This window comes from Streptomyces sp. MMS24-W38 (assembly GCF_059889265.1).
Window position 1 is genome coordinate 6,937,854 of record NZ_JCBCPP010000001.1, and the last position, 17,758, is coordinate 6,955,611.

Consider the following 17,758-nt stretch of genomic DNA (forward strand, 5'->3'; position numbering starts at 1 on the left):
TCGTCCGTCGGTCAGGGAGCCGGGGCCGGGAAGGTCGGGTACTCCACGCCGGAGACGTACTGGACGACCCGGACGACCTGGCAGGAGTAGCCGAACTCGTTGTCGTACCAGAGGTAGAGGATCGCGTTGTCGCCCTCGACCTTGAGGGCGCCGGCGTCGACGATCGACGCGTGCCGCGAGCCGATGAAGTCGCTGGAGACCGCGTCGGGGGCGCTGATGAAGTCGATCTGACGCTTCAGCGGCGAGGTGAGCGACACGTCGCGGAGGTGGTCGAGGACCTCGGCGCGGTTGGTCGCGCGGCCCAACTGGAGGTTGAGGATCGCGATGGACACGTCCGGTACGGGGACCCGGATCGAGCTGCCGGTGATCGTCGCCTCGAGGTCGGGCAGCGCCTTGGCGACGGCGGAGGCGGCACCGGTCTCGGTGATCACCATGTTCATCGGCGCGGAGCGGCCACGGCGTTCGGACTTGTGGTAGTTGTCCAGCAGGTTCTGGTCGTTGGTGAACGAGTGGACGGTCTCCACGTGGCCGCGCAGCACGCCGTACTCGTCCGCCATCGCCTTCAGCGGCGGGACGATCGCGTTGGTGGTGCAGGACGCGCAGGACAGGATCTGCTCGTCCGGCTTGAGGGTGTCGTGGTTGACGCCGTGCACGATGTTGGGCACGTCGCCCTTGCCGGGGGCGGTCAGCACGACCTTGTCGATACCGGGGCGCAGGTGCTGTGAGAGGCCCTCGCGGTCGCGCCACTTGCCGGTGTTGTCGATGAGGATGGCGTTCTTGATGCCGTACGCCGTGTAGTCCACCTGCGTCGGGTCGTCGGCGTAGATCATCTTGATCGTGTTGCCGTTGGCGACGATGGTGCCGGCCGCCTCGTCGACGGTGATCGTGCCCTGGAACTGGCCGTGCACCGAGTCGCGGCGCAGCAGCGAGGCCCGCTTGACGATGTCCTGTTCACCGCCCCGGCGGACCACGACGGCACGCAGCCTGAGGCCGTTGCCCGAGCCCGACTTCTCGATGAGCAGGCGGGCGAGGAGACGGCCGATGCGGCCGAAACCGTAGAGGACGACGTCGCGCGGCTCGCGGCGGTCGATCTTGTTGGCGCCGGTGGCGCCTGCCACGGCCTCGGCGGTGAACTCCGCCACCGACAGTCCCCGGTCGTCGGTCCGGTAGGTCGCGGCGAGCAGACCGAGGTCGATCTGGGACGGACCGAGGTCGAGGGTGGTGAGGGCCTGGAGGAACGGCAGCGTCTCGGTGACCGAGAGTTCCTGGCCGGCGATCTGGCGGGCGAAGCGGTGGGTCTTGAGGATGGAGACCACTGACTTGTTCACCAAGGAGCGGCTGTGCAGCAGGACGGTGACGTCCCGCTCGCGGTGCAGCTTCCCGATGATCGGGATCATCGACTCCGCGATTTCCTCGCGGTGCTTCCAGTTGGTGAACGAGTCTTCGTTGACAGTCACAGGATTATCTTTCGAGCTAGGCGGCGCTCATATGATAACCATGCGGGTTGAGGGGCTCTCAGGGGGTGTCCTTCCGGCCTCTCAGAGGGTGTCCTTCCGGCAGGGTTGCGTCCCGCGCGATCGGGTACGCGTGCAGGACCGTGCCCGGAGCGGATCTTGTTCCGATCACCGATCCGCTCCGGTCCGTACGACCACCGCTACGAGGGAAACAGCCATGGAGACACCCGCGCACGAGAACAACGGACCCACGCCCGCCCAGCGGGCTCTGGACGCTCTCTCGGAGAACACCGAGGACACGGCGGCTCTGGACGCCCTCGCCGACAGTGACGTACTGATCCCCGTGCCCGACGACACGGGCGACGAGACGGCCGCCGACCCCGGCGCCGTCGCGCTGCCGGTGATGGAACAGCCGGACGGCATCCAGGTGGTGCCCGTGTTCACCTCGGAACTGGAGATGTCGGGCCTGCTTCCGTTCGTCTCCCGCTACCGTCTGGTACCGCTCGGCGCCCTGGCCGCGCAGTGGCCGGCCGACGAGCTGTCCCTCACCATCGACGGCAGCTCCGAACACCGCCTCACGCTGACGTCCGAGGGAGTCCGCACCCTGCTGGCCCGACCCTAGACGGGTCTTTCCGAACACGTTCAGTGGTCGTGGGCGGTCAGTGAGCGGCTGACCGCCTGCCCGGTGCCGGAAGGCGTGCCGGACCGCGGCGGCCGGCGTCAGGACGCGCCGCGCGACGTGCACGCCACGCCCCCGCCGGTGCGACCGCTGGGGTGTTCCGGGCGAGCCGGCCCGTGAGGGTGTCGTGCACCGACTCGATCAGCCGGCGGGCCTTCTTGGGCTTCGGCTCTTTGGGGCGGGCGGCCTCGCGTCTCCTCGACGGCCGCAGGAGCGTGATGACCTGCTCGGCCAGAGACCGCGCAAAGGCCCTGGACGCGAACCCCTGGTCCGTGATCAGCGGCAGGCCGGGCCGTTCCCGCACGGGCGGGGCGTCGACCTCCGGCATCGCCGCCGGGGCCGCGCGCTCATCGAGCTTCGGGCCGGCCGGGGCCCGCTGCCCGGGAACTCCTGTGCCATGGACCCCGCGTGCCTCCACGACTTCGGGGTAGTCGGATCATGTCCGGTAATTGAATGCAACATTTGAACGCAAGCCCACTCGGCGGGCGGTGAAATCTCGCGGTAGCAGGGGTGTTGGCTTCGACATGTGAAGACACGGTCTCTGCGGCGTTGCTTTTTCCTTCAGGTTTCACCTGGAAGGGCTGACCCCACTCCGGCAGCGTTGCCGGTGCGCCCGAGGAGTACACGTGACCAGCACAGAGCAGGCCCCCGGGCCAGGAGCCGGTACGGCTCATCCCGAACATCTCGGGCACGTCATCTTCATTGCGGCGTCGGCCGCCATGGGCGGTTTCCTCTTCGGCTACGACAGCTCCGTGATCAACGGCGCCGTCGAGGCCATCCGGAGCCGCTATGGCATCGGATCCGCGGAGCTGGCCCAGGTCATCGCCATCGCCCTGATCGGCTGCGCCGTCGGCGCCGCGACCGCGGGCCGCATAGCCGACCGCATCGGCCGTATCCGGTGCATGCAGATAGCCGCGGCCCTGTTCGCCGTCAGCGCCATCGGCTCGGCCCTGCCCTTCGCCCTGTGGGACCTCGCCTTCTGGCGCATCGTCGGCGGCTTCGCCATCGGCATGGCCTCGGTCATCGGCCCCGCCTACATCGCCGAGGTCGCCCCGCCCGCCTACCGCGGCCGGCTCGGCTCCTTCCAGCAGGCCGCGATCGTCGTCGGCATCGCCACCTCCCAGCTGGTCAACTGGGGTCTGCTCCACGCCGCCGGCGGCGACCAGCGCGGCAAGCTGATCGGCCTGGAGACCTGGCAGGTCATGCTGGGTGTGATGGTCGTCCCGGCCGTGCTGTACGGGATGCTCTCCTTCGTCATCCCCGAGTCCCCGCGCTTCCTGCTCTCCGTCGGCCGCCGCGAGCGCGCCCGCGAGGTTCTCGCCGAGGTCGAGGGCAAGGGCGTCGACCTCGACGCCCGCGTGGCCGAGATCGAGCACGCCATGAAGCGCGAGCACAAGTCCACCTTCAAGGACCTGCTCGGCAGCAGCTTCCTCTTCAAGCGGATCGTCTGGATCGGCATCGGCCTGTCCGCATTCCAGCAGTTCGTCGGTATCAACGTCGCGTTCTACTACTCCGCGACGCTGTGGCAGTCTGTCGGCATCAACCCGACGGACTCGTTCCTCTACTCGTTCACGACATCGATCATCAACATCATCGGCACCGTGATCGCGATGATCTTCGTGGACCGCATCGGCCGCAAGCCGCTCGCGCTCATCGGCTCCTCCGGCATGGTCGTCGGCCTGGCCCTGGAGGCCTGGGCGTTCTCGCACCCGTTGGTCGACGGCAAGCTGCCGGCCACCCAGGGCCTGGTCGCCCTGGTCGCCGCCCACCTCTTCGTCCTCTTCTTCGCCCTGTCCTGGGGTGTGGTCGTCTGGGTGCTGCTCGGCGAGATGTTCCCGAACAAGATCCGCGCCGCCGCCCTGGGCGTGGCCGCCTCCGCCCAGTGGATCGCCAACTGGATGATCACCGCGAGCTTCCCGTCGCTGGCCGACTGGAACCTCTCCGGCACCTATCTGATCTACACGTTCTTCGCGGCGCTCTCCATCCCGTTCGTCCTGAAGTTCATCAAGGAGACGAAGGGCAAGGCGCTGGAGGAGATGGGGTGACTCCTGGCGCAGTCCCGAGGAGAAGGGCCCAAGTCCCCGCCGACCCTCTCCTCGTCCCGTCCGCCGCCCCGTTCGGTCACTGCCCGAGCGGGGCGGCGGTTTTCGTACGCCACCGCATCCCGTACGTCACCGGATGAGAACACCGCCGCCGATCCCCGGGGCTCGCAGAGCGGCTTCCTCGATGATCCGCAGCCGGAGCTGGATCTGCTCCTGGTGCTCCTCGGCCGTCCGCGGGTGCCCGGTGCCGAAGGCGATCAGATCGAGAGGGGCGCGCAGCAGGGCGATCTCGCGCAGGAAGACCGGCACCTGGTCCGCCTCGATCTTCAGATTTCTGTCGGCCGGCACGGGGAGGAAGCGGGCACCCGGCAGGGCACTGGCGTGGAGTCACAGGTCCACACGGTGTCGTGCCAGAGGCCGGTTTCCTCGGTGAGGATCCGGTTCAGGCGTTTGACCTGCGACAGCGCGGCCCGTGGGCGCTTGTTGCGGCCGACGTTCCGCGGGACGTACGGGAACATACCGCGGCAGGGGGCGCGTACGTGCCGCAGCCGACGTGCCGCGCCGTGAAAACCGAGCAGGGCTCGCATGACGGCCAGGCGCAGCGACTCGGAGTGCCTCGGTCCCGGTGGCCTGCCCGGCAGCCGGGCGAGCCCGGCCCGGTCATCGTCGATCTTCACGTCCAGTGCGGTCACCAGGGTGGTCAAGCCCGCCGTCGCAAACGGATCTTGAGCAGCCTCGCTTCATGCCCGCAGGCATTCGGAAAGCCTCGTCCAGGCGTATCGCCGCCGCGGCCGCCCGGTGTGGCGGCGGCTATCCGCCCAGCACGCGGGTGAGGGCCGCGCGCTGCAGCGGCAGTACCTCGGCGTGCAGGTCGCGGCCCTTTCGGGTGAGCGTCACGTACACGCCCCGCCGGTCCTCCGCGCAGACGCTCCGGGCGACCAGGCCGTCCTTCTCCAGCCGGGCGATGAGACGGGACAGCGCGCTCTGGCTGAGATGGATCCGCCCGGCCAGGTTCTGCACTCTGCACTGCTCGCCCTCCGCGGGCGGGGAGGCCGCCAGGATGTCGAGCACCTCGAAGTCGGAGGCCCCCAGACCGTACGGATGCAGCGCGCGGTCGATCTCGCCCAGGGTGCGCGCGTGCACCGACAGGATCTCCCGCCACCGCTCCTCGAGCCGCGAGTCCACCGCCTCAACTGCCATAGGTGAACGGTAGCACTCGTTGGTTTTTCAACGACCGTGTGCGCTCCCGTGGGAGGCCGGGGACGGCGTGCTACGTCGACTCGCGCTTCACCAGTTCCGTCGGGAGGATCACCGCGGCCGGGTCCTCGCCGCCGATCCGGGCCGGCAGGACCCGCACCATCTCGGTGCTGATGCGGTCCCAGGGCTGGCGGATCGTGGTGAGGCCGGGGCTGGTGGCGACGGCGGCGGGGGAATCGTCGAAGCCGCCGACCGCCACGTCCTCCGGTACCCGGCGCCCCGCACGGCGCAGCGCCGTCAGCACCCCCTGCGCCATCAGATCGGAGGCGACGAACACGGCGTCCAAGTCCGGCGCACGGGTCAGCAGCCGCTCCGCGCCCGCCTCACCGCTGGCCCGGCTGTGGTCACCGGAGAAGATGAGCCGCTCGTCGGTCTCGATGCCGGCCTCGGCGAGCACCTCCTGTTACCCGGTGAGGCGCTCCACCCCGCCCGGGGTGTCGAGCGGTTCCGTCACCACGCCCACCCTGCGCCGGCCCCGGGCCAGCAGATGACGCACCATGTCACGGGCGCCGTCCCGGTCGTCCGCGGCCACGTAACTCACCTTGGAGCCCAACCCGATCGGCTTGCCGCACGCGACCAGCGGCACGCCGGCCGCCCGCAGCTCCTCGGCCACCGGATCGCCCGAGTGACTGGACACCAGCAGCACCCCGTCGACGTGCCCCGCAGTGATGTACCGCACGATGCGCCGCCGTTCGTCCTGGGTCCCGGCGATCATCAGCAGCAGCGGGATGTCGTGCGCGGCCAGTGCCTGCGTACAACCCCGCGGCAGGACGTTGAAGTTGGGGTCCTCGAAGAACCGCTCCTGCGGCTCCGCCAGCGGGAAGCCCACCGAGTCCGACCGGCCGGTGATCAGCGAGCGGGCGTGCCGGTTCACCACGTATCCGGTTCTCCGGATCGCGGAGTTGACCGCTTCCGCGGCGGCCGGGCTGACGTAGTGGCCGCCGTTGAGCACGCGTGAGACGGTGCCGCGCGAGACCCCTGCCTCACGCGCCACGTCGTGGATCGTCGGCGGCTTGCGCCTGCCCCGTTACCTAATGGGCGGTGGAGGAAGGGGAGCAGACGGCGATATCGGGAACCGCACCGTAGACCAGGGGCCCCGACCCCTGTGATGAGATTCGGTCGTCCGTCGCCGTCTTCCCCCCAGCCTCCCGGCCGTAGGGCTGGAGGCCGATGTTGGTGCGACGCCTTCCCGTTACCCGGATGTGAACCCTCGAAAAAGAGCGGCGAGCACCGGCACCGGCACCGTGACCGAGCACATGATCAGACCGTTGACGCTTGTGGTCCGAGCCACCCGCAGGGAGCACCTCTTCCGTATTCGGGAGCCGCCGAGTTCCTCCCAAGACCGAGGACCGTGCGGGTCGCTGGGGTCACGAACGGCTAATCGGATGACGGGCCATCGAGCCCTTCCATTAGGGAGACGCGTGCCCCACACGGCTGTGACCAGCCACGATATGCGACTCGATCGAGAGGACGTGAAGCACTGTGAAGGTGTTCTGCGGCATCGACTGGGCCAGCGACCACCACGACGTGACCGTTGTCGACGACACCGGAACGTTACGGGCCAAAACCCGGATCGACGACACCGCCGAAGGGCTCGCCGAGCTGTTGCAGCTCCTTACCGAGCACGGCGACACCGCCGAGGACCCGATCCCGGTGGCCATCGAGACCTCCCGGGGCCTGCTGGTCGCCTGCCTGCGCGCGACCGGCCGCCCCGTCTACGCAATCAACCCGATGGCCGCCGCCCGCTACCGCGACCGTCACGCGGTCTCCCGCAAGAAGTCCGACCACCTCGACGCGATGGTGCTGGCCAACATCCTGCGCACGGACGCCGCCGCCCACCGCCGACTGCCCGCCGACACCGAACTCGCCCAGGCCATCGCGGTCCTCGCCCGCGCCCAGCAGGACGCGGTGTGGGACCGCACCCAGGCCGCCAACAAGCTCACCTCGCACCTGCACGAGTACTTCCCCGGCTTCCTCGCCGCGGTGGGCATCCGCCGCGAGGGCGTGTGCCACCCCATCGCTCGCACCCTGCTGGCTGCCGCCCCCACCCCTGAACGGGCCGCCCATCTCACCCGCGCCCAGCTACGGTCCCTGCTGAAGAAGGCCGGCCGAAAGAACACCCTCGACGCCGAGGCCGACCGTCTCCACACCGCGCTTCGCCTGTCCCAGATGCGACAACTTCCCCTGGTCGAGCAGGCGATGGGACACCAGACACTCGCGCTATTGCGGCAGTTGGAGGCCGCCTGCGCCAGCGCCGACGACCTCGCACAGGCCGCGGTGGAGTCTTTTGAGAAGCACCCGGACGCCGAGATCATCACCAGCTTCCCAGGGCTCGGCGCTCTCAGCGGCGCCCGGGTGTTCGCCGAGATCGGCGACGACCGATCCCGGTTCACCGACGCACGCGGCCTGAAGGCCTACGCCGGATCAGCCCCGATCACCAGGGCCTCGGGCAAGAGCGTTGCTGTCCTGGCCCGCCGGGTCAAGAACCAGCGGCTGGCGGCTGCCGGCTACATGTGGGCCTTCGCCGCCATGTCCCACTCCGATGGCGCCCGAGCCCACTACGACCGCCGCCGCGAGGCCGGAGACCGCCATACCTCCGCCCAGCGCAACCTGTTCAACCGCATGATCGGCTGCCTCCACCACTGCCTGACCCACCGCGTCTGCTACAGCGAAACCGTCGCCTTCCCCGTCCCGTCAGACGTTCAACTCACCGAGGCCGCTTGACAGATCTTCCGCATCGGATGTCTTCTTCGTGGCCCCGCAATGGGGCTCCCGGCCCCAGGTCGGAAGGGACGACGAACACCCGTGGTCCATCCCAGACGCACCCTTCGGGCCCTGCTGCTGCCGCTCACCGCGGGACTCTCCCTCACCGCACTCCCCGCCCGGACCGCGACCGCGGCGAGCACGCTCACCGACGGCGGCTTCGAGGCCGACGGTTCAGGCGTGGCCGTCCCCGACGGCTGGTCGAGTACTCCGAGTACTCCGAGTAAGGCGACACCGGCGCCTCGTACACCGAGCCCGGCGGCCGCGGCGGCGTGGTTCCGCCACCGGTGAGTCCGTGAGTTCCTGAGTCGCGGCGGGGCCCGGCCGCACGCACGGTGCCTGTGCGGCCGGGCCCGTTCCCTCGAGGCGATGTGCTGTTCCACCGCCTTGTGGCCAGGGTGGGCCGACTCTCGGACAAGGTGCCGGAGCGCATGACACGGGGGCTCCGGTCGCGGGACAGTGGACGTGCCCGGAGAGGACGCCGGGGCGGAGGTGGACGGCATGCTGAGGACTCCCGCCGACAGGACCCGACTGCGCATCCTGACGTGGCTGAGAGAGCCCGGCCACGCCACACACGGCGTCACCGCGGAAGCCGTCGCCGCCCGGTTCGGCATGCCCCACCCCGTGGCCCTCGGCCACCTCCGGCTGCTCACGGCCATCGGCCTGCTGCGCACCAGCCACGTCGCCGGCCGCCCGTACTACCGGCGCGACGAGGTACGGATCGCCGAGGTCGCGGCGGTGTTCGAGAAGGGCTGGTGGCGCACGCCACCGCGCGACGGCCACGGCAGCGTGAAGTGACCCTCTCGCACCCCAGGCGTTAGGGTGGCCTTCGGCCGCGAGCACGTCTCGTGGCGCGGCGGTGGGGCCCGCCGTACCCGAACCGCGGCACGCCGCCAACGGTCCCTACTTGTGGAGGCGCGCGCCCGCACGTCCGGGCCGCTCGACGAGTAGGAGACGTACGCCCGTGACAGCCCCGCCCACCGAGGTTCTCCGCGGACGCCGCCCCGCCCGGCGTGCCACCGCTCCCGTCGTCGCAGTGGTCGCCCTCGGCGGGGGAGCGGGCGCCACCGCCCGGTACGCGGCCTCCCTGTGGTGGCCGACACCGGCGGACGGGTTTCCCTGGACGACCCTGGGGGTCAACATCACCGGCTGCGCCGTGATCGGCGTGTTCATGGTGATCATCACCGAGGTCCGTACCGCCCACCCCCTGGTCCGCCCGTTCTTCGGCACCGGAGTCCTCGGCGGTTTCACGACCTTCTCGACCTACGCCGTCGACGGCCGGAACCTGTTCGACGGCGGCAGCCGCGGCCTCGCCCTCACCTACCTCGCCGTCACCCCGCTCGCGGCGCTCGGCGCCGTGTGGGCGGCCGCGTCCGTGACCCGTCGCGTTCTGAACAGGAGGCAGCCATGACAGGGCTGACCGGCAGTGCGCTGCGCCTGACCGTGTTCATCGGCGAGAACGACACCTGGCACCACCGGCCGCTCTACTCGGAGATCGTCCACCGGGCCCACGCGGCGGGACTGGCGGGCGCCAGCGTCTTCCGCGGCATCGAGGGATTCGGCGCCTCCTCGCTCGTCCACACATCCCGGCTGCTGTCCCTGAGCGAGGACCTGCCGGTGGCGGTCGTCGTCGTCGACACCGAGGAGCGGGTACGGGCCTTCCTGCCCGAGCTCGACGCGCTCGTCACCGAGGGCCTGGTGACCCTCGACGCCTGCGAAGTGGTCCGGTACCCGGGCCACGAACGCCCTCCCGGCCCGCCCGCCGCTCCCGGGACGAAGGGCGAAAGGCCGTGAACTGGCTGCTGGTCGTCCTCGGCGCCGTCATCGGGGCGCCCCTGCGCTACCTCACCGACCGCGCGGTGCAGTCCCGGTACGACTCGGTGTTCCCCTGGGGGACCTTCACGGTGAACGTGGCCGGCTGTCTGACGCTCGGCCTGCTCACCGGCGCGGCGGCGGAGGGCGCCGCGAGTTCGTACCTCCAGCTGCTGCTCGGAACAGGTCTGTGCGGCGCCCTGACCACGTACTCCACCTTCTCCTACGAGACCCTCCGCCTAGCCGAGGCGGGGGCCGTCCGCTATGCCGCCGTGAACGTCGTGGCGAGCGTCGCGGCCGGCCTGGGTGCGGCGTTCGCCGGCGCGGCCCTGGCCGACGCGCTGTGGGCGTGACGGACGCCCCGGCCGCTTCCGCCGCCGCGCGTGCGAGCCGCAGCCCCCTCAGTGGGCCTCGCGCAGTGGTTCCCCCACGCTCCTGAGGTGGCGCAGCGCCGTGCCGTACGAGGCGAACAGCCCTGTCCGGCAGTACGGGATGCCCAGTTCCGCGCAGTACCGCTCGGTGATGACCTGGGCCCGGCCGAGGGCGGGCGTCGGCATGCTGGGGAAGAGATGGTGCTCGATCTGGTGGTTCAACCCGCCCATGAAGACGTCGACGAACACACCGCCCCTGACGTTGCGGGAGGTGAGGACCTGACGGCGCAGGAAGTCCAGGCGCGTCCCCTCCTCGATCATCGGCATGCCCTTGTGGTTGGGGGCGAACACCGAGCCGAGGTAGATCCCGAACAGACCCTGGTGGACGGCGAGGAAAGCGAGCGCCTTGCCGGGGGAGAGCACCGTGAACAGGCCACCGAAGTACACGGCGAAGTGGGCGACGAGCAGCGTCCCCTCCAGCACCGGCCGCTTCACCGAGGGGCTGCGCAGCGCCTTGAAGCTGCTGAAACTCAGATTGAGGCCCTCCAGCGTCAGCATCGGAAGGAACAACGCCGCCTGGTGCTTTCCGATGAACCGCGCGATGCCCTGGGCCCGGCTCGCCTGGCGTCGTGACCAGACCAGGAGGTCGGGGGCGACATCCGGGTCCTTCTGCTCGTGGTTGGGATTCGCGTGGTGGCGGGTGTGCTTGTTCATCCACCAGCCGTAGCTCATGCCCAGCAGCACGTCGGCCACCAGCAGACCACCGGCTTCGCTGGGGCGCCGACGGGAGAACACCTGGCGGTGTGCCAGGTCGTGCGCGGCGAGTGCGAGCTGCCCGAAGACCACGGACAGGGCCGTCGCGACGAGCAGTTGGCTCCAGCTGTCGCCCAGGAGGAGGAAGGCGGTCACACCTCCCGCGAGTGCGAGGGCCAGGGCCCCGAAGCGCAGGGTGTAGTAGAGCGGGCGGCGCCTGAGCAGCCCTTCTGCGGCTATGCGCCGCGACAGTTCGGCGAAGTCGCTCCCCTTCTCGCGGTCGCGTGTGGGCGGGGTTCCGGTGAGCACCGTCGGGTTGGCCATGCACTTGAGTATGTGAACGGTTGCCCGGCCGCAGAATGAGGTCGACCCCCGGAACGAGGGGGTGGGTAACCCCACCGCGAACACCGGGCCGCCCCCGCTTGACAGCCCCCGTGTTCGCCCGCAGGATCACTTCAGTGAACCTGTCAGACAGCCAGACAGGTGGGTCAGGGCCGCGGCGCGTGAGCGCGATGGAAGCGGTTCTCTCCCACCTTCGCGACGCCATCGAGCGGGGCGCGTACGCGATCGGCGACAAACTCCCCTCCGAGGCGGAGCTGTGCCGCACCCTCGGGGTCTCCCGGCCGGTGCTGCGCGAGGCCCTGCGGGCACTGCAGACCATGGGCCTGACCGTGTCCCGGACCGGCAAGGGAACCTTCGTCGTGGCCGATGCGGTGGGAGAGCCCACGTTCGGCGACTACGCGGCCGGTGACCTGCTGGAAGTGCGCCGCCACGTCGAGCTCCCGGTCGCCCGGTACGCGGCCCGGCGGCGCACCCCCGAGAACCTCGACCTGCTGAACCACCTGCTGGACCGGATGGACCGGGAGACCGACACCACGGCGTGGGTCGCCATGGACACTCTTTTCCACCTCGCCGTGGCCGAGTCCACCCAGAACCCCGTGTTCCGCCGGGTCATCGAGGAGATCCGGGACGCGCTGGCCCGCCAGTCCGCCTTCCTGAACCAGTTGGGGGGCCGGCGCGAGCACTCCAACCGCGAGCACCGGGCGATCGTGGAGGCGCTGACCGACGGCTCCGAGGACGACGCCCTCGCGGCGATGTCCCACCATCTCGACCGCGTCGAGACGACTCTCGCCGCCATCGTCCGCCCGCCGGGCGTGCACACTCCCACGGACACCACCACGGAAGACCGATCCTGAACCACCACGGAAGACCGATCCTGATGAACATCCCTCTCTCCGCAGCCGCACCCCCGGTCCGCGAACCCCTCCACGCACCCGTCGCCCACCTCGTCCGCGGCGGGGTCGTCGAGGGCGTCCACTACGGTTCCGTCGTCGTCCTCGGCGCCGACGGCGAGGTCCGGCTCCGGCTCGGCGACATCGAGGCCGCCTGCTACCCGCGCTCCGCGCTCAAGCCCGTCCAGACCGTCGCTATGGTGCGCGCCGGGCTGCCGCTCGACGGTGAACTGCTCTCCCTCGCCGCGGCCAGCCACTCCGGCGAGGAACGCCACCTCGCCGGTGTCCGGCGCGTCCTCGCGGGCGCCGGAATCACCGAGGACCACCTGCGCAACGTCCCGGACCTGCCGCTCGGCCCGGCCGTCCGGGACGCCTGGGTGCGCGACGGCCGCCCGCCCTCCCGGCTCGCCCAGAACTGCTCCGGCAAGCACGCCGCCATGCTGCTCACCGCGAAGCTCAACGGCTGGTCCCTCGACGACTACCTCGACCCCGCCCACCCCCTCCAGCGGGCGATCGCCGCGAGCGTCGAGGAGCTCACCGGGCAGCGCGTCGCCCGGGTGACCGTCGACGGCTGCGGCGCGCCCCTGTTCGCCGTCTCCCTGCACGGACTCGCCCGTGCCGCCGCCCGCGTCATCACCGCCGCGCCCGGCACCCCCGAGGCCCGGGTCGCCGACGCGATGCGGGAACACCCCGAGATGGCCTCCGGCTCCGGCCGGGACGTCGCCGCCCTGATGCGGGCCGTCCCCGGGCTGCTCGCCAAGGACGGCTACGAGGGCGTCCAGGTCGCGGCCCTGCCCGATGGCCGTGCCGTGGCCGTGAAGATCTCCGACGGCGCAGGCCGGGCACGTGTCCCGGTGACCGCCGCCGCCCTCGCCCGGGCCGGTGTCGACCCGGCCCTGCTCACCGGATTCGCGGGCGAACCGCTGCTCGGCGGCGGCCGCCCGGTCGGCGACGTCCGCCTCGCACCCGCGCTCGCCCCGCTCGACCGGTCCGGTGCGCGGTGAGCGGTCCGCGCGGGCGGGGAATCACCCCGGTACGGCCGGACCCCACCTGAGCCGCAGGAACAGAGCCACGCCCGCCGCGCCCAGCAGCGCGGTGCACGTGATCGTCCACGCCACCGACCGCCCCTGCTCGGCCTCCCGTACCTCGGGGGCCGAAGTCGGGGTCGGACCGGCCGCGGGCCGGCCCCGGGGTCCCGGCAGCGACGTGGCCCGCAGGGCGTCCAGCGACCCCACCGGATCGACCCGGCCGGACGCCTCGAACCCCCAGTCCAGCAGCGCGCGTGCCTCCTCGTACACGGTGTGTCCGCCGCCCGACCGGGGGTTGAGGACCGTGGCCACGAGGGTGTGCCCGTCCCTGCGGGCGGCCGCCACGAGGGTGTTGCCGGCATTGCTGGTGTAGCCGTTCTTGATCCCGACGAGGCCGGGGTAGCGATCCACGCCTTTGGCGCCGGTGAGCAGCCGGTTGGTGTTGAGGATTCCGTACGATCCGCCGTCACGGCCGGGGAACGGCGCCTCCACGCGGGAGCAGTACCGTGCGAAGTCGGGGCTGTGCAGTCCGGCCCGGCCGAAGACCGCCAGGTCGAACGCCGAGGACACCTGGCCGGGAGCGTCGTAACCGTCGGGCGACTTCACCCAGGTGTCGTGGGCGCCCAGGGCGCGGGCCTTTTCCTGCATCCGCTCGGCGGTGACCCGCCAGCCGCCGTTGAGCGCGGCCAGGACGTGCACGGCGTCGTTGCCGGAGCTGAGGAAGACCCCGTTCCACAGGTCGGAGATCCGGTAGGTGCGGTCCTCGGCGACCCCGACGAGGCTGCTGCCGGGGCCGATGTCCGCAAGCTCCTCCTCACTGACGGTGTGCCGGAGGCCGCCCGGCAGGACGGGCAGCACGGTGAGGGCGAACAGGGTCTTCAGCGTGCTGGCGGGCGGCAGCCTGCGGTGCGCGTCGTGCGCCGCGAGCACCTCACCGGAGTCGGCGTCGGCCACCAGCCACGATCGGGCGGACAGCTCCGGGACCTCGGGTGCTTCGGCGTGCGGGCGCACCTGTGTGCCGGAGCGGTACAGCAGTGAGTCCGGCGCGGCGCGTGCTCCGGAGCCGGCCTGCGGCGTGGGGTTCGGACGCGTACCGGCGGTCGCCGCGGCGGGTGCGAGCGCCAGCAGGCCCGCCGTGCAGAGGGCGCAGGTGGACACGGCAGCCCGTGAAGCAAATCCGATAGCCATACCGCAAACGTAGGAATGGAACCCTGGAGGGCCGTGGTGACCGGGCCGGAGGCCCTTCGCGAGCACCCGGATGCCGCATGTCGTTACGTCGGCCGGCCACCGGGCAGGGTCGGCCGGACGCGCCGGAGGAAGGTCGCGTTGTCGGGGGTCTCCCGCATTCGCTCCAGCAGGGTTTCCAGGCCGGCCGCCTGCCCGTCCCGGGGCCGCAGAACCCGCCGCAGGCCGCGCGCGGCCGTCAACTCCTCCGGAGTGAGCAGCAGTTCCTCACGACGGGTGCCGGACGGGACGATGTCGACGGCCGGGAACAGCCGGCGGGAGGCCGCTTCGCGGCTCAGCCGGAGCTCCATGTTGCCGGTGCCCTTGAGCTCCTCGAAGTAGAACTCGTCGGCGCGGGAGCCGGTCTCCACCAGGGCCGAGGCGAGAATCGTGAGCGAGCCGCCTTCCTCCGCCTTGCGGGCGGCGCCGAAGAACCGCTTCGGCCCGATCAGCGCGGACGTGTCGACACCGCCGCTCATGGTGCGGCCACCGGAGGGCGCGGCGTTGTTGTACGCCCGGCAGAGCCGGGTCAGCGAGTCGAGCAGGACGACGACGTCCTCGCCCGCCTCGACCAGCCGTTTGGCCCGCTCGATCACCAGCTCGGCAAGAGCGATGTGCTGTTTCGCGGGCCGGTCGAAGGTCGAGGCGTACACCTCGCCGCGCACCGAGCGCCGCATGTCGGTGACCTCCTCGGGACGCTCGTCGAGCAGTACGACCATCAGCCGGCACTCGGGGTGGTTGCCCGCCACGGCCGCCGCGAGCTGCTGGATCAGAACGGTCTTGCCGGTCTTCGGCGGGGCCACGAGCAGACCGCGCTGCCCCTTGCCGACGGGCGCGAGCAGATCGACGAGGCGCCCGGCCGGACCGGACGCGGGGTGCTCCAGACGCAGCCGCTCCCGCGGGTGAAGCGGCGTCAGGTCCCCGAAGTGCGGCCGGTGGCGCAGCGCGTCGGGCGTACGGCCGTTGACCCGGGCGACCTCGGTGAGACCGCGCCGGTCGCCGCGCAGCCCCTCGACGTGATCGCCCTTGCGCAGGCCGTGCCGGCGGACCAGCGCGGGGGAGACGTCGGGGTCGGACGGGGAGGGCAGGCAGGTGCCGGCCCGCAGCTGCGCCTTCCCGGCCGCGTCGATGTCGAGGACACCGCTGACGGGCCGGGGCTGCTGGTGGACGGAGGGGCGGGGGAGTGCGGTGGTGGTCACGGAGGTCGGACCTTTCGTGGACGGCGGGGGAAGAACATGCGGCGGAACGGACATACGAAGGAAAGGGGGAACCGTGCCGGAGGGTGCGTCTGCAACCCCGGGCCGCGGGGAACAGCACCTCGGCCGTGGCGATGAAGCCCTGCTCACGAGGTGGTGTGGAAAGCCGGACGGCCGGTCGGAAACGACGGGCGGATCGGCGGACCGATGAACCGGTGAAAAAACAGAGAAGAACGAAAGAAGAAAGAGAGGAAACGGCACCGACGCCTGCGGTGTGCGTGGAGGCGCTGAACGAGTGCTGCCGCCAAGGTACCACGGGGCGCGAGAGCGCGGTCGAGGGCGACGGCGTACGAGCCGGAGAAGGGCCCGCCGGGACGGTCGGCGGGCCCTGGGGCGAAGGCGGTCGGGCGGTCGGGCGGTGCTCCGCCGTTCCCGAGTGTGCTCAGGCCAAGCGGTCCCGCTCCTCACGCGCGATTTTCTCGAACTGCGCGCCCATGGCGGACGCGAGTGCCTGCGCGCCGGACAAAGGGCGCACCATCACGGTGAATTCGTCGATACGGCCGTCGTCGTCGACATGGATGAAGTCGCAGCCCTCGATCTCGCGGTCACCCACCCGCGCGGAGAAGACGAGCGCGTGGTCACGGCCGTTCACGTCGTTGATCTCCCGGAGGTACCGGAAGTCCTCGAAGACCTCCGCCACCGTGCGCAGGATCGCCGCCGTGATCGGCTTGCCGGTGTAGGGCTTGAAGACGACCGGGCTGGTGAAGACGACGTCCTCGGCCAGCAGTGCTTCGGCGGCGTCCATGTCGTGCGCCTCGACAGCCTCGCGGAATGCCCGCATCACAGCTCCTCACATCAAGGGATCGCACAGGTGCGCACGAGGCTAGCTCCTCGGCCCTTCGGGCCACGCCTGGGTCTAGGCTGATCCGATGTTCAGCCCCGAAGGCCCGCGTCTGCGGGAACTCGCCGTCCAGGCGTTGTCGTCCGTGGAGCGCGGCTACGACCTCCTCGCGCCGAAGTTCGACCACACCCCTTTCCGTACGCCCGACTCGGTGCTCGACGCCACCGCCGGGACGCTGCGGAGGCTGGGGCCGTTCGACACGGGGCTCGATCTGTGCTGCGGCACCGGTGCGGGCATGGACGTACTGGCGCGGGTGTGCCGTCGAAGCGTCACCGGCGTGGACTTCAGCGCGGGCATGCTCGCCGTCGCGCGCGAGCGGACCCGGCCCGGGGGACCGCCGGCCGGTCATGTGCGGGCGGACGCGCGGGCGCTGCCGTTCGGGCCCGCCTTCGATCTGGTGGTGAGCTTCGGGGCGTTCGGCCACTTCCTGCCGCACGAGCTGCCGGAGCTGTTCGCCCAGGTCCACCGCGTGCTGCGGCCGGGGGGACGGTTCGCCTTCCCGGTGGTCGCTCCGCCCCGGCCGGGCTCACTCGCGTACTGGATGCTGGTGGGCTTCGACGCGGTGATGCGGGTGCGCAACGCGGTGTGGCGCCCGCCGTTCGTCATGTACTACCGCGCCCTCCACTTCGGCGACCTCCGGCGCGAGCTGGACCGGGCCGGATTCCGGGTCGAACTCCACCCGCTGCCCGATTTCGGACAGCGGCCGGACGGCAGCCCCCGGGCCCGCCTGGTCGTCGCCCAGCGGCCCGAGGAGTAGCCGGAGCGCGCCTCCTCGGCACTTCAGCCGGACTTCCGTACGTGTCCTGGCCAACGGCCTGGCGGTGGGGAACGCAGCGGGACGGCACACCGACCCGGGTCGGCGCGGGCGCACCCTGGTCGGCCTTGTCGAGCAGAAACGCTACGCCGACCAGGCAGCGGCCGAACCGGTGAACCTGAAACCACGTCACCCCGCCCTGACCAGCCAATCAGCCTCCCCCGCGCGGCGGGAGAACCTCGGATCGACATCGGCGACGATTCTTGATGTACCGGATGTTTCGGGCGTTGTG

Annotated in this window: 17 protein-coding genes and 4 pseudogenes; 11 read left to right on the forward strand and 10 right to left on the reverse strand. The window is 71.0% G+C overall.

The window, feature by feature from the left end; genetic code table 11:
- Positions 1-11: 11 nt before the first annotated feature.
- Positions 12-1,457, reverse strand: a complete 1,446-nt coding sequence (locus AC6F7H_RS30560; protein ID WP_500760802.1) for a glyceraldehyde-3-phosphate dehydrogenase — start codon at positions 1,455-1,457, stop codon at positions 12-14.
- A gap of 214 nt (positions 1,458-1,671) precedes the next feature.
- On the opposite strand from AC6F7H_RS30560, the gene AC6F7H_RS30565 reads away from it, so the two are divergent.
- Positions 1,672-2,076, forward strand: coding sequence for an SseB family protein (locus AC6F7H_RS30565; protein ID WP_279337404.1), 405 nt, complete (start codon positions 1,672-1,674; stop codon positions 2,074-2,076).
- A 20-nt stretch (positions 2,077-2,096) separates the two neighbouring features.
- On the opposite strand, the pseudogene AC6F7H_RS30570 reads toward AC6F7H_RS30565, so the two are convergent.
- Positions 2,097-2,506 (reverse strand): annotated as a pseudogene (locus AC6F7H_RS30570) (IS982 family transposase); the annotation flags it as partial.
- Between the two features lie 253 nt (positions 2,507-2,759).
- Between AC6F7H_RS30570 and AC6F7H_RS30575 the strand changes: the two are divergent.
- Entirely contained in the window at positions 2,760-4,178 is a 1,419-nt protein-coding gene (locus AC6F7H_RS30575; protein ID WP_500760805.1) for a sugar porter family MFS transporter, read from the forward strand.
- Between the two features lie 126 nt (positions 4,179-4,304).
- Here the strand turns inward: AC6F7H_RS30575 and AC6F7H_RS30580 are convergent, their stop codons facing one another.
- The 4 genes and pseudogenes from AC6F7H_RS30580 to AC6F7H_RS30595 form a co-directional block, all read right to left on the reverse strand.
- Complete coding sequence (locus tag AC6F7H_RS30580) at positions 4,305-4,523, reverse strand: hypothetical protein (RefSeq protein ID WP_500760808.1); 219 nt, start codon at positions 4,521-4,523, stop codon at positions 4,305-4,307.
- A gap of 20 nt (positions 4,524-4,543) precedes the next feature.
- A pseudogene (locus tag AC6F7H_RS30585) lies at positions 4,544-4,879 on the reverse strand (IS982 family transposase); the annotation flags it as partial.
- Positions 4,880-4,985: 106 nt separating this feature from the next.
- Positions 4,986-5,375 carry a MarR family winged helix-turn-helix transcriptional regulator gene (locus AC6F7H_RS30590; RefSeq protein WP_500760810.1) on the reverse strand — a complete coding sequence of 130 codons (390 nt, stop codon included), beginning with the start codon at positions 5,373-5,375 and terminating at the stop codon, positions 4,986-4,988.
- 70 nt (positions 5,376-5,445) lie between these two features.
- Positions 5,446-6,426, reverse strand: a pseudogene (locus tag AC6F7H_RS30595) (LacI family DNA-binding transcriptional regulator).
- Between the two features lie 488 nt (positions 6,427-6,914).
- Between AC6F7H_RS30595 and AC6F7H_RS30600 the strand changes: the two are divergent.
- From AC6F7H_RS30600 to crcB, 6 genes and pseudogenes are all read left to right on the forward strand, one after another.
- A complete protein-coding gene (locus AC6F7H_RS30600; RefSeq protein WP_500754954.1) occupies positions 6,915-8,156 on the forward strand; it encodes an IS110 family RNA-guided transposase in 1,242 nt (413 codons plus the stop codon).
- A gap of 81 nt (positions 8,157-8,237) precedes the next feature.
- Positions 8,238-8,467, forward strand: a pseudogene (locus tag AC6F7H_RS30605) (arabinogalactan endo-1,4-beta-galactosidase); the annotation flags it as partial.
- 229 nt (positions 8,468-8,696) lie between these two features.
- Positions 8,697-8,993, forward strand: coding sequence for an ArsR/SmtB family transcription factor (locus tag AC6F7H_RS30610; protein WP_500760813.1), 297 nt, complete (start codon positions 8,697-8,699; stop codon positions 8,991-8,993).
- Positions 8,994-9,159: 166 nt separating this feature from the next.
- The gene (locus AC6F7H_RS30615; protein WP_500760816.1) at positions 9,160-9,606 is read left to right on the forward strand and encodes a fluoride efflux transporter FluC; all 447 of its coding nucleotides are present in this window, start codon (positions 9,160-9,162) and stop codon (positions 9,604-9,606) included.
- Positions 9,603-9,989 (forward strand): DUF190 domain-containing protein, encoded by a 387-nt coding sequence (locus tag AC6F7H_RS30620; RefSeq protein ID WP_500760819.1) that lies wholly within the window; start codon positions 9,603-9,605, stop codon positions 9,987-9,989. Before AC6F7H_RS30615 ends, AC6F7H_RS30620 begins: the two co-directional genes overlap by 4 nt.
- Positions 9,986-10,360 carry a fluoride efflux transporter CrcB gene (gene crcB / locus AC6F7H_RS30625; protein ID WP_500760822.1) on the forward strand — a complete coding sequence of 125 codons (375 nt, stop codon included), beginning with the start codon at positions 9,986-9,988 and terminating at the stop codon, positions 10,358-10,360. Before AC6F7H_RS30620 ends, crcB begins: the two co-directional genes overlap by 4 nt.
- A gap of 48 nt (positions 10,361-10,408) precedes the next feature.
- Here crcB and AC6F7H_RS30630 read toward each other — a convergent pair whose 3' ends face one another.
- Positions 10,409-11,455, reverse strand: coding sequence for a fatty acid desaturase family protein (locus tag AC6F7H_RS30630; RefSeq protein ID WP_500760825.1), 1,047 nt, complete (start codon positions 11,453-11,455; stop codon positions 10,409-10,411).
- Between the two features lie 134 nt (positions 11,456-11,589).
- Here AC6F7H_RS30630 and AC6F7H_RS30635 point away from each other — a divergent pair, with 134 nt between their 5' ends.
- The gene (locus tag AC6F7H_RS30635; protein WP_500760827.1) at positions 11,590-12,327 is read left to right on the forward strand and encodes a FadR/GntR family transcriptional regulator; all 738 of its coding nucleotides are present in this window, start codon (positions 11,590-11,592) and stop codon (positions 12,325-12,327) included.
- A gap of 23 nt (positions 12,328-12,350) precedes the next feature.
- Positions 12,351-13,367, forward strand: coding sequence for an asparaginase (locus AC6F7H_RS30640; RefSeq protein ID WP_500760830.1), 1,017 nt, complete (start codon positions 12,351-12,353; stop codon positions 13,365-13,367).
- A 21-nt stretch (positions 13,368-13,388) separates the two neighbouring features.
- Here AC6F7H_RS30640 and AC6F7H_RS30645 read toward each other — a convergent pair whose 3' ends face one another.
- The 3 genes from AC6F7H_RS30645 to AC6F7H_RS30655 form a co-directional block, all read right to left on the reverse strand.
- Entirely contained in the window at positions 13,389-14,579 is a 1,191-nt protein-coding gene (locus tag AC6F7H_RS30645) for a D-alanyl-D-alanine carboxypeptidase family protein (protein ID WP_500760832.1), read from the reverse strand.
- A gap of 83 nt (positions 14,580-14,662) precedes the next feature.
- A complete protein-coding gene (rho, locus tag AC6F7H_RS30650) occupies positions 14,663-15,814 on the reverse strand; it encodes a transcription termination factor Rho (RefSeq protein ID WP_500760834.1) in 1,152 nt (383 codons plus the stop codon).
- Between the two features lie 439 nt (positions 15,815-16,253).
- The gene (locus AC6F7H_RS30655; RefSeq protein ID WP_500760836.1) at positions 16,254-16,652 is read right to left on the reverse strand and encodes a nuclear transport factor 2 family protein; all 399 of its coding nucleotides are present in this window, start codon (positions 16,650-16,652) and stop codon (positions 16,254-16,256) included.
- Between the two features lie 88 nt (positions 16,653-16,740).
- On the opposite strand from AC6F7H_RS30655, the gene AC6F7H_RS30660 reads away from it, so the two are divergent.
- The gene (locus tag AC6F7H_RS30660) at positions 16,741-17,469 is read left to right on the forward strand and encodes a class I SAM-dependent methyltransferase (RefSeq protein ID WP_500760838.1); all 729 of its coding nucleotides are present in this window, start codon (positions 16,741-16,743) and stop codon (positions 17,467-17,469) included.
- Positions 17,470-17,758: the final 289 nt, after the last annotated feature.

Excerpts from the sequence above, each read along its gene's own strand:
- AC6F7H_RS30565 (WP_279337404.1), top strand. The coding sequence starts at position 1,672 with ATGGAGACACCCGCGCACGAGAACAACGGACCCACGCCCGCCCAGCGG.
- AC6F7H_RS30590 (WP_500760810.1), bottom strand. The coding sequence starts at position 5,375 with ATGGCAGTTGAGGCGGTGGACTCGCGGCTCGAGGAGCGGTGGCGGGAG.
- AC6F7H_RS30610 (WP_500760813.1), top strand. The coding sequence starts at position 8,697 with ATGCTGAGGACTCCCGCCGACAGGACCCGACTGCGCATCCTGACGTGG.
- AC6F7H_RS30620 (WP_500760819.1), top strand. The coding sequence starts at position 9,603 with ATGACAGGGCTGACCGGCAGTGCGCTGCGCCTGACCGTGTTCATCGGC.
- AC6F7H_RS30630 (WP_500760825.1), bottom strand. The coding sequence starts at position 11,455 with ATGGCCAACCCGACGGTGCTCACCGGAACCCCGCCCACACGCGACCGC.
- AC6F7H_RS30640 (WP_500760830.1), top strand. The coding sequence starts at position 12,351 with ATGAACATCCCTCTCTCCGCAGCCGCACCCCCGGTCCGCGAACCCCTC.
- AC6F7H_RS30645 (WP_500760832.1), bottom strand. The coding sequence starts at position 14,579 with ATGGCTATCGGATTTGCTTCACGGGCTGCCGTGTCCACCTGCGCCCTC.
- AC6F7H_RS30655 (WP_500760836.1), bottom strand. The coding sequence starts at position 16,652 with ATGCGGGCATTCCGCGAGGCTGTCGAGGCGCACGACATGGACGCCGCC.
- AC6F7H_RS30660 (WP_500760838.1), top strand. The coding sequence starts at position 16,741 with ATGTTCAGCCCCGAAGGCCCGCGTCTGCGGGAACTCGCCGTCCAGGCG.